The sequence below is a fragment of the Aeromonas rivuli genome (assembly GCF_020149575.1).
GTDB classification, from domain to species: domain Bacteria; phylum Pseudomonadota; class Gammaproteobacteria; order Enterobacterales; family Aeromonadaceae; genus Aeromonas; species Aeromonas rivuli.
This window is the reverse complement of sequence record NZ_CP079742.1, coordinates 488,071-500,471: the sequence shown is the minus strand read 5'-3', so window position 1 is coordinate 500,471 and position 12,401 is coordinate 488,071. Positions and strand designations below refer to the sequence as shown.

General features: G+C 59.8%; 12 protein-coding genes, 1 other RNA gene and 1 riboswitch. Of the genes, 2 read left to right on the top strand and 11 right to left on the bottom strand.

Features of this window, described 5'->3' with window-relative positions; all coding sequences use genetic code 11:
* Nucleotides 1-33: 33 nt before the first annotated feature.
* The 11 genes from lfiE to rsmI all read right to left on the bottom strand — a co-directional run bounded on the left by lfiE (nt 34) and on the right by rsmI (nt 10,061).
* Nucleotides 34-360 (bottom strand): lateral flagellar hook-basal body complex protein LfiE, encoded by a 327-nt coding sequence (gene lfiE, locus KYK33_RS02300; RefSeq protein WP_084218181.1) that lies wholly within the window; start codon nt 358-360, stop codon nt 34-36.
* 11 nt (nt 361-371) lie between these two features.
* Complete coding sequence (locus KYK33_RS02295; protein WP_370736605.1) at nt 372-1,637, bottom strand: sigma-54-dependent transcriptional regulator; 1,266 nt, start codon at nt 1,635-1,637, stop codon at nt 372-374.
* A 246-nt stretch (nt 1,638-1,883) separates the two neighbouring features.
* A riboswitch (cyclic di-GMP riboswitch) is annotated at nt 1,884-1,971 on the bottom strand.
* 195 nt (nt 1,972-2,166) lie between these two features.
* Nucleotides 2,167-4,242 carry a lateral flagellar biosynthesis protein LfhA gene (gene lfhA, locus KYK33_RS02290; protein WP_224431905.1) on the bottom strand — a complete coding sequence of 692 codons (2,076 nt, stop codon included), beginning with the start codon at nt 4,240-4,242 and terminating at the stop codon, nt 2,167-2,169.
* 3 nt (nt 4,243-4,245) lie between these two features.
* Nucleotides 4,246-5,382: a flagellar biosynthesis protein FlhB gene (flhB, locus tag KYK33_RS02285; RefSeq protein WP_224431904.1), complete on the bottom strand. Its 1,137-nt coding sequence runs from the start codon at nt 5,380-5,382 to the stop codon at nt 4,246-4,248.
* Entirely contained in the window at nt 5,379-6,161 is a 783-nt protein-coding gene (lfiR, locus tag KYK33_RS02280) for a lateral flagellar biosynthetic protein LfiR (protein ID WP_042041879.1), read from the bottom strand. Before lfiR ends, flhB begins: the two co-directional genes overlap by 4 nt.
* Nucleotides 6,158-6,427: a flagellar biosynthesis protein FliQ gene (gene fliQ, locus KYK33_RS02275; RefSeq protein ID WP_042041880.1), complete on the bottom strand. Its 270-nt coding sequence runs from the start codon at nt 6,425-6,427 to the stop codon at nt 6,158-6,160. Before fliQ ends, lfiR begins: the two co-directional genes overlap by 4 nt.
* Nucleotides 6,428-6,429: 2 nt before the next feature.
* Entirely contained in the window at nt 6,430-7,161 is a 732-nt protein-coding gene (gene fliP, locus KYK33_RS02270; protein ID WP_224431903.1) for a flagellar type III secretion system pore protein FliP, read from the bottom strand.
* Nucleotides 7,161-7,538 (bottom strand): lateral flagellar motor switch protein LfiN, encoded by a 378-nt coding sequence (lfiN, locus tag KYK33_RS02265; RefSeq protein WP_042041883.1) that lies wholly within the window; start codon nt 7,536-7,538, stop codon nt 7,161-7,163. The genes fliP and lfiN overlap by 1 nt, the downstream gene beginning before the upstream one ends.
* Nucleotides 7,539-7,545: 7 nt before the next feature.
* On the bottom strand, nt 7,546-8,418 hold the full coding sequence (locus tag KYK33_RS02260; protein ID WP_224431902.1) for a FliM/FliN family flagellar motor switch protein: 873 nt from the start codon (nt 8,416-8,418) through the stop codon (nt 7,546-7,548).
* Nucleotides 8,419-8,637: 219 nt separating this feature from the next.
* Nucleotides 8,638-9,023: RNase P RNA component class A (gene rnpB, locus KYK33_RS02255), an RNA gene on the bottom strand.
* Nucleotides 9,024-9,218: 195 nt separating this feature from the next.
* The gene (gene rsmI / locus KYK33_RS02250) at nt 9,219-10,061 is read right to left on the bottom strand and encodes a 16S rRNA (cytidine(1402)-2'-O)-methyltransferase (RefSeq protein ID WP_224431901.1); all 843 of its coding nucleotides are present in this window, start codon (nt 10,059-10,061) and stop codon (nt 9,219-9,221) included.
* Between the two features lie 79 nt (nt 10,062-10,140).
* Between rsmI and KYK33_RS02245 the strand changes: the two genes are divergently transcribed.
* Nucleotides 10,141-12,084 carry a penicillin-binding protein activator gene (locus tag KYK33_RS02245; protein ID WP_224431900.1) on the top strand — a complete coding sequence of 648 codons (1,944 nt, stop codon included), beginning with the start codon at nt 10,141-10,143 and terminating at the stop codon, nt 12,082-12,084.
* A complete protein-coding gene (locus tag KYK33_RS02240) occupies nt 11,996-12,397 on the top strand; it encodes a YraN family protein (RefSeq protein ID WP_042041886.1) in 402 nt (133 codons plus the stop codon). Before KYK33_RS02245 ends, KYK33_RS02240 begins: the two co-directional genes overlap by 89 nt.
* Nucleotides 12,398-12,401: the final 4 nt, after the last annotated feature.

Below are 12,401 nucleotides of genomic sequence, written 5' to 3'. Positions count from 1 at the left end.
GCGAGCCGCTTACCAATTCAGTCATCAGTAACCTCAGAGCGGCATGCGCATGATGTCATCGAAACCCGTCATCAGCTTGTTGCGCACCTGCATCAGGGCGGAAAAGCTAAGACCGGCTTTCTGACTGGCCACCATGGCCCCGACCAGATCATCGCTCTGGCCCGCATCGACCGCCGTCATCAGACGGGAAGAGATGTTTTGTTGTTCGTTGACCCGATTGACCACGTCTCGCATGGCATTGCCGAAGGAGACTTCCTGACCGCCCTGGAGCTCGATGTGAGGCTCCTGGCTCGCCACCCGCTTCAGCTCCTGCATCTGCTGCAACAGAGTGGTCTGTGACGACATCATTTCAATCTTCACTGGGTTATCCCTCAATTTTGAATCTGGAGTTCAATGTCTATGCCCTGCTCACGCATCGCCGCCAGCTTGTAGCGCAATGCCCGGGTCGTCATGCCCAGGGCCTCGGCCGTGCGGGTTCGATGGCCGCTACAGCGGCGCAGGGTCTCTAATACGAACTGAAACTCGGCATGGCGGCGGGTCTCCATCAGCCCTTCAGGGGCCAATAAAGGCTCGACCAAACCGGGTTCTGCGGCCCCCGGCTCACGGGGCAGCATCAAATCGATCGCTTGAATATGCAATCCTCGCGCCATGATGAGCGAACGCTGAATGACATTGTCGAGCTCGCGCACATTGCCAGGCCAGGGATAAGCAAGCATCTGCTTGCGTGCCAGCTCGCTCAACCAATGACCCTGTCTGGGTGCATAGCGGGCGATGAAATATTCAGCCAGCGGCAGAATATCTCCCGGCCGTTCACGCAACGCAGGCCAGCTCATGGGCAGCACATCGAGGCGGTAGAAGAGATCCTCGCGAAACAGCCCTGCGGCCACCAGGGTCCGCAGATCCTTGTTGCTGGCCGCGATGATGCGTACATCCAGGTTGATCAGTTGATGGCTCCCCAGTCGCTCGACCTGGCGCTCCTGCAACACCCGCAGCAGCTTGGCTTGCAGTGCCAGGGGCAGTTCGGAGATTTCGTCCAGCAACAGGGTCCCCCCCTGCGCCTGCTCGAACTTGCCAGGCTGGGCCGACACCGCCCCGGTGAAGGCCCCCTTGGCATGGCCAAACAGGATGGACTCGATCATCGACTCGGGGATGGCGGCGCAGTTGATGGCGACAAAGGGGCCATCACAGCGGTTGGACATCTCATGGATGTACCGTGCCAGACGCTCCTTGCCGGTCCCGGATTCACCACCGATGAGAATAGTGGCCGAGGTCTTGGCGGCCCGGCGGGCCAGCTGCAATACCTGACGACTGGCACTCGACTCAGCAATCAGATCCGGGATCGGCTGGCGCAGGCGCAAGGCTCCCCGGATCGCATCCAGCATCTGCTGTCGCCCGAAGGGTTTGATGATGTAATCGATGGCGCCGGCCCCCATGGCCTCGGCCGCCAGATGCCCCTGATGCTCATTGACCAGGATGACACTGTCGGTGTCGGTCAATTTGCCCAGAAAGCCCTTGAGGTTGTCGATGGGCGTGCTCACGTCCAGCAACAGCAGATCGACCCTGTCATTGGCAAGGCTGGCGCATGCCTGCCTTGCCGAGTCGACGATAGATACCCGATATCCCGAACTCTCCAGCATGATCAGTATCTCTTCCCCGGCAGAAGAGTCTGGCTGCAGCAATAACAGATGAGGGAGCCCCCCAAGGCCTGGCGGCGTCGGGGTACATTTCAGAGAAACATCCGAAAGCATATGAACCTGAACCTGTGATTGTATTGTCGTCAATCAACAGAACTGAAATGTCAAAACCGAGGAAAGAGGTGGCCGCCGCCATGCATCTGCGTGCATGTCGGTTTGCTATAGGCGTCATTCGTGACGGTACCTATCCCTGGTAACCCCGCTATCATTGGCATTCCCGCCATTAGACCGGAGGCTTTGCGTCCTGACTTTTCAGTTCAGTTTGCCTTTTTCATGCGATATGCCCTTATGCAAAAGGACAGCCAGACAGCGGTTGTCGCAGCCTGGCAGCACGTATCAAATTATTATATTTATCAGTATGTTTTGGCGGCAAGCGTCAAAACACGGCGCATCATAACAAGTTGAGAAGACAGTTCAAGCACAGATGCGGAATAAGATTTTCCTATCTGACTGAGATCAAGGGCAATTCTCTTCACCCCAGGGTACCGACCACTTCCACCCTCAGCTCCTCCGGGATCTCGTTGTAAGAGAGTACCTTGAGCCCCTTGGCGAAGGAGGTGGCATAACGGGATAGCAAAGGTCTCAGTTGGGGCATCACCACCAATACTGGGGCATGGCCCTGCTGCTGGAGCTGCTCCTTGACAAGGGGCATGTTTTGTTGCAGCTGAGCCAGCAATTGGGGGTCAACCGGGAAACTGTCCAGCGCCACCTTGCCCTGTTGCTGAGCCTGATTCATGGCCGCCAGCAGTGTCTGCTCCAGCCGCTCATCCAGCGTAAAGGTGGCCAGCAGCTCACGCTGTCCTATCACCTGACGCACTATCTGGCGCTTGAGGGCGCAGCGCACGTCCGCCGCCAGCAGCACGGGATCCTTGGTCAGCTCGCTCGCGTCGAGCAAGGTGGTCGCTATGGTACGGATGTCGGTCAGGCTCACCTGCTCCTTGAGCAGTTGCCGGAACACCCGAAGCTGCTGCATCTGGGTCAAGGCGAGGTTGAGCTCCTCCGCCAGACGAGGAGACAGGGTCGCCAAGTACTGACCCAGCTTGCCGACTTCATCGTGGCCGAACAGGGTGTCGAGCTGTTCACGCAGCAGCTTGCTGGCATGGGTCGCTATCACGGTCGCCGAGTCCACCACCGAGTAACCCAGATTGAGTGCCTTGGCCTTGTGGTCCGGAGCTATCCAGACCGCGTTCATGCCGTAGGCGGGATCCTGGGTCAGCTCGCCGTCCAGGGCACCGTAGGTCTCGCCACTGCTGATGGCCATCAGCCGCTGGCAATCCACCTGCCCGCTCGCCATGGGCACGGAGGAGAGCCGGACTCGGTATTGATCGGGTTGCAGCTGCAGGTTGTCGCGCACCCTGATCTCGGGCAGCAAGAAACCATACTGCTCGGAGAGGGTCTTTCTGATGCCCCGCACCCGCACCAGCAGCTCGGCGCCCTTGTCCGCCTCGGCCAGGGGAACCAGCTTGTAACCAAGCTCGATGGCGATGGGATCGACATAGGGCAGATCCTGCCACTCCAACCCCTGATGTTCAGGCAACACCAACTGCTGACTCAGTTGCTCGGCGGCATCGAGCGCCGGATCCTGCTGCTGTCGCAGGCTCACCCGCCAGCCGGTCCAGGCCAGGACGGCGGCAAAACTGACGAAGGCCAGCATGGGCATGCCGGGCACAAGACCCAGGATCAGCATGATGGCGGCAGCCGTGTAGATGACCCTGGGCGACGCCAATAGCTGCTGGCCCACCTGATCGGACATCTCCCCCTCATCACTGACCCGGGTCACTATGATGGCGGCTGCGGTAGACATCAGCAGGGAGGGGATCTGGGCAACCAGACCGTCCCCTATGGTGAGCAGGGCATAGCGCTGGAAGGCCTCAGCCACCGGCAGGGCATGCTGAAAGATACCGATGGCGAGACCGCCAACCAGGTTGATGATGAGCACCAGCAGCCCGGCGATGGCATCCCCACGCACGAACTTGGAGGCACCATCCATGGCCCCGTAGAAGTCGGCCTCGCGGGAGATCTCTTCCCGGCGGGCCCGGGCCTGGTGTTGATCCATGATGCCGGCATTCAAGTCGGCATCTATGGCCATCTGTTTGCCCGGCATGGCGTCCAGGGTGAAGCGGGCCGACACCTCTGATATCCGTTCGCCACCCTTGGTGATGACCACGAAGTTGATGATCATCAAGATGATGAACACCACCAGGCCAACCACATAGTTGCCGCCGATGACCACCTCGCCGAACGCCTGGATGACCTTGCCCGCCGCATCATTGCCCTCATGGCCATTGAGCAGCACCACCCGGGTCGAGGCGACGTTGAGGGAGAGCCTCATCAGGGTCGCCACCAGCAGCACGGTCGGGAACACGGAGAAGTCGAGGGGACGGCGGGCCGAGACCGAGACCAGCAACACCATGATCGCCAACACTATGTTGAAGGTGAACAGGCCATCGAGCAGCCAACCCGGCAGCGGCAGTATCATCATGGCCAGTATGGCCAGCAGCATCAGGGGGATGGCCGTATAGGACTTGGTCAGGGTACGCCAGTTCACAACTTACCTCTCGGGTTGACGCAATTCAGGGGGCACATGCAGGGGGGCTAGCGGGCCGGGCTGCTTGCCCCGCCCAGCCTGATAGGCCTGCAACTGCAATACATGGTTCAGGACATAAGCCACCGCGGTATAGAGACCGGCCGGGACCTCCTGATCGATTCGGGTCGAGTAGTAGATGGCTCGAGTCAGCTCAGGCAGGCTCAACACCATCTTGTCGTGCTGCTTGCCCACCTGCTTGATCCGCTCGGCCATGCTGTCGACCCCCTTGGCGATCACATAAGGGGCATTGGCGCGGGCGGGATCGTATTTGATGGCCACCGCATAGTGGCTCGGGTTCACCACTATCACATCGGCCTGGGGCACCCGCTTCTCGATGCGGGCCCTGGCCAGCATGGCTTGTACTTGACGGATCTTCGCCTTGATCTCCGGGCGACCCTCGCTGTTCTTGTGCTCATCCTTGACCTCCTGCTTGGTCATGCGCAGTTGTTTCTGCATCGACCAGCGTTGGTAAGGCACATCGAGCAGGGCGATCAGCATCTGAACGGCGCCAAGCAGGATAAAGGCCTGGGAGAGGATCCCCAGCGCCTGCTCCATCGCCATCTGGGGCGGCATTCGATTCATTTGCAACAGGGTCGGCCACTGATGCTGCAATAACAGGGCCAAGGTTGAACCAATCAGCACTATCTTGAGAATGGACTTGAGCAGCTCCATCAGGCTATGGGTGGAAAACATGCGCTTGAGTCCCTTGAGCGGATTGAGCTTCTCACCGCTGGGCATCAACTTTTTCCAGGTGAACACCATGCCCCCCGGCACCATGCTGACCAGGATCAGCATCAGTGCCAGGAAACCGAACAGGGGCAGCAAGGCCATGAGCATGCTGAACAGGGCCTCCCCGGTCCAGCTCATCATCATCTGGGGATCCCGCGCCCCCTGCCAGTCGAAACGGATGGGACGTTTCATCAATTCGGCGAAGAAACTGCCAAGGCCGGGCACCATCCACTGCATGGCGAGTCCACCGAGCAGCAGCAAACCCGCCGAGCTCATCTCCCGGGAGCGGGCAATCTGCCCCTCATCCCGAGCCTTGCGCTGTTTCTGGGTGGAGGCCTGCTCGGTTTTATCCTGGGCGCTGGTCTGACTCATTGCACACTCAATCCCTGTAACTGCTCCAGCACATGGCTGACCAGATCGAGATAACGAGCAGGCACCCCGCTGATGGAGAGCGCCATGGTCAGCAACCCCAGCAACAGCGTCATGGGGAACCCCAGGGAGAAGATGTTGAGGGAGGGGGCCGTGCGGTTCATGACCCCGAAGGTGAGATTCACCATCAGCATCGCCACCACGGCAGGCAGGGTCAGGATGAGGGCGGCCCCGATACTCCAGCCAAACAGGCCGATGACCCCCTTGATATCGAGCAGGTAGAGCGAAGAGCCCGGCGGCCAGCTGCGCAGACTCTGCACCAGCACCTCCAGCACCACCAGATGACCATTGAGGCCGAGAAACAACAGCGTGGCAAAGATGAGCATGATCTGGCTGATGATAGGCGCCGATTCACCATTGCTGGGGTCATTCATGACCGCCATACCCAGACCCATTTGCATCGACAGTATCTGGCCCGCCATGGTCATCACCATGAACAGCATCTGGACGCAGAGCCCGAATAACAGGCCGAACATCAACTGTTCCAGCGTGACCAGGATAGCCTGTGCCGAGAAGGGGTCTATCAGCGGCATGGCCTTGAGCATGGGGGCCAGCAGCAGGCTGAGCAGGAAGGCGAGCAACAGCCGGATCTGGGGCGGCACCCGGCCATCCCCGAAGAAGGGCATCACCCAGAAGGCAGCGCCGATACGAATGAAGGGCCACCACCACTGTCCCAGCCAGGCCGTCAGCTCGGCCGCACTGACCGAGATCAGCGAGTTCATCCGATAAGCCCGGGGATCTTGGCAAACAGCTCATTGAAGAGGGTGGTGATCTGGGCCAAAAGCCAGTGACCAGTGAAGATCAGCGTCAACAGCGTCACGATGAAACGGGGCAGGAAGCTGAGGGTCTGTTCCTGGATCTGGGTCGCCGCCTGAAACACACTCACGATGAGTCCGACGATCAAGCCGGGCACCACCAGCACAGAGACCATGATCACCACCAGATTCACTGCGCCACCCACCAGACTGACGCTCTGCTCGGGGGTCATGGTCAGCCCCCTCCGAAGCTGGCGGCCAGGGTGCCGACCGTCATTGACCACCCATCAACCAGTACGAATACCATCAACTTGAACGGCAACGAGATGATGAGCGGCGACAGCATCATCATCCCCATGGCCATCAAGACGCTGGCGACCACCAGATCGATCACCAGGAAGGGGATAAACAGCATGAAGCCTATCTGAAACGCGGTATTGAGCTCGCTCAGCACGAAAGCGGGCAACAAGACACCGAAGGGTATGTCCGCCTTGGTGAGGCTGGTCGACTCCCCCGAGATCCGCAGCATCTGCTCCAGATCCGGCTCCCGGGTCTGCGCCAACATGAAGCGCCGCAAGGGTTGCTCGGCACGGCTTATCCCCTCGGACAGGGTGATTTCGTCGTTGTCATAGGGCAGGAAGGCGTTTTCGTACATCTCGGTCCAGACCGGACGCATGATGACCAGCGTCAGGATCAAACTGATGCCGATCAGCACTCGGTTTGGTGGGCTCTGTTGCAGACCCAGCGCCTGGCGCAATATGGCCAGCACTATGATGATGCGGGTAAAGCTGGTCATCATCAGTAACAGGGTCGGCAACAACCCCAGCAGGGTCATGAAGAAGAGGATCTGCAACTTGATGTTGTAGTCCTCGCCCCCTTCGGCGCCAGGCGCGACCGAGAAGAGGGTCATGTCCGCACCCCAGCTGGGCAGGGCGACGAGCAAGAGCAGCGGCAGCAGGACGCGCATCAGTCGTCCATGCCACCCAGCAGCTTGGTGTCAACCACCTCGACCAGACGCAGGCCATACTTGCCATTGACCACCACCACCTCACCACGGGCCAACAGTTTGCCATTGACCCGGACATCCAGCGGCTCACCCGCCAACTTGTCCAGCTCGATGACAGCCCCCTCTTCGAGCTGCATCAGATCCCCAAGCGGCACCTCTGCACTGGCCACTTCCAGGGTCACCTTGACCGGGATCTGGCGGAAGAAGGAGAGATCCCTCGGCTTGCCGCTACCGGTCGGCGCCAGGTAATCGGCCGCACTCGGCATGCTGAGTTCGTCATCAAACAACTGATCCAGGCTGTCCAGATCCAGGGGATCATTGATGTTATGTTCGTTCATCTTGTTCTTACTCCTCTATCACTGCCGTTACCTGATACACCAGGCTGCCTTTTTGCTCGGCAATGCGTCCATTGAAACAGGGGCGGCTGCCGATCAGGGCAGGCACCAGGTCAGGCATATCCAAAGCCAGCACATCACCAACCTGCAAGGTCTCCAGATCAGCCAGGGTCATGGCCATCTGTCCCATCACCACCCGCAATTGCACCGGCAGGTGAGTCATCGCTTGTTCCAGCTCACCGCGAACAGGGCGTTGATCGGTCAGTTGCGCCTCGGTTTCGGCCTGCAGCCACCACAACCGCCACTGATGGTTATGTTCTCCCAGACTCAGAGTCGCCTGGCTGGACCAGAGCGCAGGCCCCACTGGCAGCACATCGGCAGGCACGGGGGTGAGCTGCCAGCCCAGATCGCCGAGTCCCATGCAGGAGGAGAGAATATCGACCTGGTATTGGCAGAGTCGGTGCAACAGGCGCTGCTCGGTATCACTGAGGGATTTGGCCTGACTCGGCTCCTCACCCGCTTGCAGCTGTCCTCCGAAGAAGATCACGGCGAGACGATAGATGACGGACGCTGAGATGGAGAAAAACACTCGGTAGCGCTCGTCACGCTGGGCCCTGGCTTCGAGCCAGAACTGCTGATCTTCAGGAGGGAAATGGCCGGCACTGACGAAATCCTGAAACACGAGATCGCACTCGGCGCTGTTGAACAGCTGGGCCATGCACCCGGCAGCCTGCAAGGAGAAGCTGGCCAAGTGGGCATTCATCTGCTTGAGATGACCCTGTTTGGCTCGCTCGACACCGAGCAGATCGTAGCGAGGAAGCCCCCGTCCCTGTTCGGCCGGCAGCAGCCGGGATGGTGTTAGCGTTAGGCTGCTAGCTGACATTGCGAATTCACCTTAACCATGTTCATGCCACCCTTAACCCACATCAGGGTGACGGGGCAGGTGGAGAAAAGGGGACCAGTCGACTTGAAGCGACCAAAATGGGCGGGAACTGTATTACAAAATGAAAAAAGGTGCTATCGACCCAGGCAGGCCCATAAAGAAAAATCCCGGACCAGAAGGTACCGGGATTCTTGTGGGTAACAGAGTACCCTGAAATTAGGTCGGAGTCGGCCTGTAAGCCGGGTTCTGTTCCGGGTTGCCCCGGTGACAATCATTCCTCTAGGCCAGCAATCGCTCACTGGCTCAAGCAACCTACCCGCCCCCAACGCGGGCCGCGCCAATAGGGGCCTATTTGGTCTTGCTTCGGGTGGAGTTTACCGTGCCACGAACTGTTGCCAGACGCGCGGTGCGCTCTTACCGCACCCTTTCACCCTTACCTGATCCCTTGCGGGCCATCGGCGGTTTGCTCTCTGTTGCACTGGTCGTAGGCTCACGCCTCCCAGGCGTTACCTGGCACCCTGCCCTATGAAGCCCGGACTTTCCTCCCCTCCGCCCGTCTGCCCCGAAAGGCACAACGACGAAGCAGCGATTGTCCAGCCGACTCCGGGCGCGGATTATAGCCCTGTCTACTGGCCGGGGTAAACCGGCAATTGTCGATAGTGGCATTTATTCACGGCTTGATGCCTCCTGTCAGAGTGACATGACCATTGGTCAGCCACCCTCAACCTTGCTGAAAGGCTCCCGTTGCCACACCCGGGCGTGGTCGTGAAAGATCAGCTGCGTCAAACCGACCAGGCTACTTATTCTTTCTGGTGGTGATCCAGTCCGTACTTGTAGAGGGCGTTCTTCTTCACCCCATGGATCTCGGCGGTCAGCGCGGCCGCCTTCTTGAGGGGCAGTTCGGCCACCAGCAGACCCAGGGTGCGGATCGCATCAAAGGGCAACTCTTCTTCCACCTTGCTGGCGCCGGCCACCACCAGCACGATTTCACCGCGGCAACGGTTTTCGTCTTCCCCTAGCCAGACCAGCATTTCGGAGGCGGGCAGACCGTGGATGGATTCAAAGGTCTTGGTCAACTCGCGGCACACCACCACCTGGCGCTCCCCCAGGATGCGAGCAATCGCTTCTACCGTGTCCTGCACCCGGCGCGGTGACTCGTAGAACACCAGAGAGCGGGTATCTTCGATGACGGCCTGCAGCCGGTCGTCACGTCCCTTGGCTTTCGCAGGCAAGAATCCCTCGAAGGCGAAACGGTCGGTGGGCAGGCCAGCAGCACTGAGCGCCGTGATGGCCGCGCACGGGCCCGGCAGCGGCACCACCTTGACCCCGGCTTCGCGACAGCGGGTGACCAGGTGATAACCGGGGTCGCTAATCAGCGGCGTGCCCGCATCCGATACCAGGGCTACACTCTTGCCTTCCTTGATTTTCGCGATCAATACCTCGGCCTTCTGCTGCTCGTTGTGATCGTGCAAAGGGAAGCTGCTCACCGAGATCTGGTAGTGTTTGAGCAGTATGCCGGTGTGGCGGGTATCCTCGGCCGCCACCAGATCGACCCGGCGCAGAATATCGAGGGCACGCTGGGTGATATCGGCCAAATTACCGATGGGAGTGGGGACTATATAGAGGGTTGGGGTGTCACTCATGGGATCTCCGAGCATCCCGACAATTGTGTCGCCATATTGGCCCGTTTACACTATGGGTAACTTCAACACTGGTCGGGGAATGAACTTGAACCGGGTTACAAAGCAGCTAAGTGTATCACGACTCTTCGGCATCCTACTCGCAGCTATCCTGCTTGCGGGTTGCGCGTCGGAACCCAATCAACCCTCTGGACAGGCAGGAGGCCTCTCTGGCTTCGCCACACTGACCCAGAATCCGGAGGCCTATCTGGCCAAGGTGGATCCGGCCAAGCCGGATGAAGCCTTCATCTGGCAAACCTTGGCTGCGCGCAGCTATCTGGCTCAAGGCCAGCTCAACCCGGCGCAGGCCTTGCTGCAACAGCTGCAAAAACAGGCCAAGACACCACAACAGCAAGCCCAGGCCCAGTTGCTTGAAGCCCATGTGCTCCTGGCCCAGGGCAATGCCAACCAGGCGTTGATCTTGCTGGAAGGCAAGCCGGCGGTGGAGCTCGATGCCGATACCCAGCGTGACTGGTATCGCCAGCGCACCGTGTTGCAGCTCGACATCAATAACAAGTTTGGTGCCGCCAAATCCCTGATCTTGCTGGAGCCCTATCTGGCCAAAGAGGAGGTTGCCACCAATCACAAGCAGATCTGGTCCCTGCTGAAAAGCATGACCCCCACCACCCTGCAAGCGCTGGAAGAAGCACCGGCACCCGATGTGACCACCGGCTGGCTGCGACTGGCTGCCCTGGTCAACGAGTTTGGTGCTCAGCCGAGCCAGCTGGCTCGTCAGTTAGATGGCTGGAAGCGTGACTTCCCAAACCATCCTGCCCAACAGGACATGCCGGCCGGTCTTGGCGACTTGGCCAGTACCACTGGCCTGGCTCCTCAGCAGATCGCCGTGTTCTTGCCACTGTCCGGCAATCTGGAGCCCCAGGGATCGGCAATCCGCAACGGTATGCTGATGTCCTACAAGGAGAATAACGGCCAATACAGCCTGAACTTCTACGACACCCAGACCAAATCCGTTGGCGAGCTTTACCAGCAAGCCATCCAGGATGGTGCCGACATGATCATCGGTCCCTTGCTCAAGGACAGGGTCGAGGAGCTGCTCAAGCTCAACCCGACCGTGCCCGTGCTCGCCCTGAACGAGCTGGACAAGCCGGTCGTCAATGACAGCACCTTCTACTTCTCCCTCTCGGCCGCCGCCGATGCAAGTCAGGCTGCCAACTACTTGTTTGGCCAGGGCTATCGCAAGCCCCTGCTGATCGCCACCCAGGGCCGCATTGGCTATGGCAGCATCAAGGCGTTCGAGCAGACCTGGAGCGGTCTGAGTCAGGACAAGCCCGTGGTCGCGACCTTTACCTCCCGCAAAGAGGTGCCGGGCATGGTGAAAAATGCCTTGAGCGGTCGCTCCACCGCCCGGGCGGGCGAGGTCATGCAGCTCTCCGATGAGACGCCGCGCAGCATCGATGTCGTCTATCTGATCGCCAACAACCTCGAGACCCGCATGGTCAAACCCTATGTGGATATCTCGGTCAATCCCATGGGTAGCCTGCCGATCTTCACCGGCCCCCGCGGTTATGACAGCGGGGCCACCGAGGCAGCCTCGGAGCTCAATGGTCTGCGCATAGGCGATATGCCGTTGATGCTGGGTGAGTTCAACGAGCTGCGCGGCAAGGCCCAGCTGCTCTGGCCACAGACTCAGGGTGACCTGCTGCGCCTGTTTGCCCTGGGCTATGACGCCGTCAGCCTCAGTCCTAACCTGATGCAGATGCGCGCCGTCGGCGCCATGAAACAGCCGGGTTTGAGCGGTCAACTCAGCATTAGTCAGGATGGCGTCGTACAGCGGGAGCAGAGCTGGGCCACCTATCAGGATGGCAAGCTGCTCGATGCAACGGGTAACCCCATCGGCATGGAGCAAGCCACGCTCCCTGACACCCCGGAGTCCAGCGATGAAGAGCCGGCTCAAGCCCCTGATACAGCACTGCCTGAACCTGTTTCAGACGACAGCGACACCACAGCGCCCGGGGCAGCACTTTGAGTTAGTCGCCGCCGACTGGTTGCAGGCCAAGGGCCTGCAACTGATTGAACGCAACTATCACTGTCGCGGTGGCGAGCTGGATCTCATCATGCGCCAGGGTGATACCCTGGTGTTTGTCGAGGTTCGATATCGGGCCAATAACGACCATGGCGGTGCCGCCGCCTCGGTCACCCCGGCCAAACAGCGCAAGCTCATGCTAGCCGCCCGCCACTATTTGACGCACCATGGCATCAACGAGGCCAGCCAGGCCTGTCGATTCGATGTGCTGGCGTTCGAGGGCAACCAGCCTGACTGGATCCAGAACGCTTTTTAAGAGG

What these genes read in the sequence shown, in the direction of transcription:
- rsmI (WP_224431901.1), bottom strand. Translation starts at nt 10,061, where the DNA reads ATGAGTGACACCCCAACCCTCTATATAGTCCCCACTCCCATCGGTAAT.
- fliQ (WP_042041880.1), bottom strand. Translation starts at nt 6,427, where the DNA reads ATGACCCCCGAGCAGAGCGTCAGTCTGGTGGGTGGCGCAGTGAATCTG.
- KYK33_RS02245 (WP_224431900.1), top strand. Translation starts at nt 10,141, where the DNA reads ATGAACTTGAACCGGGTTACAAAGCAGCTAAGTGTATCACGACTCTTC.
- KYK33_RS02295 (WP_370736605.1), bottom strand. Translation starts at nt 1,637, where the DNA reads ATGCTGGAGAGTTCGGGATATCGGGTATCTATCGTCGACTCGGCAAGG.
- KYK33_RS02240 (WP_042041886.1), top strand. Translation starts at nt 11,996, where the DNA reads ATGAAGAGCCGGCTCAAGCCCCTGATACAGCACTGCCTGAACCTGTTT.
- KYK33_RS02260 (WP_224431902.1), bottom strand. Translation starts at nt 8,418, where the DNA reads ATGTCAGCTAGCAGCCTAACGCTAACACCATCCCGGCTGCTGCCGGCC.
- flhB (WP_224431904.1), bottom strand. Translation starts at nt 5,382, where the DNA reads ATGAGTCAGACCAGCGCCCAGGATAAAACCGAGCAGGCCTCCACCCAG.
- fliP (WP_224431903.1), bottom strand. Translation starts at nt 7,161, where the DNA reads ATGCGCGTCCTGCTGCCGCTGCTCTTGCTCGTCGCCCTGCCCAGCTGG.
- lfiR (WP_042041879.1), bottom strand. Translation starts at nt 6,161, where the DNA reads ATGAACTCGCTGATCTCGGTCAGTGCGGCCGAGCTGACGGCCTGGCTG.
- lfiN (WP_042041883.1), bottom strand. Translation starts at nt 7,538, where the DNA reads ATGAACGAACATAACATCAATGATCCCCTGGATCTGGACAGCCTGGAT.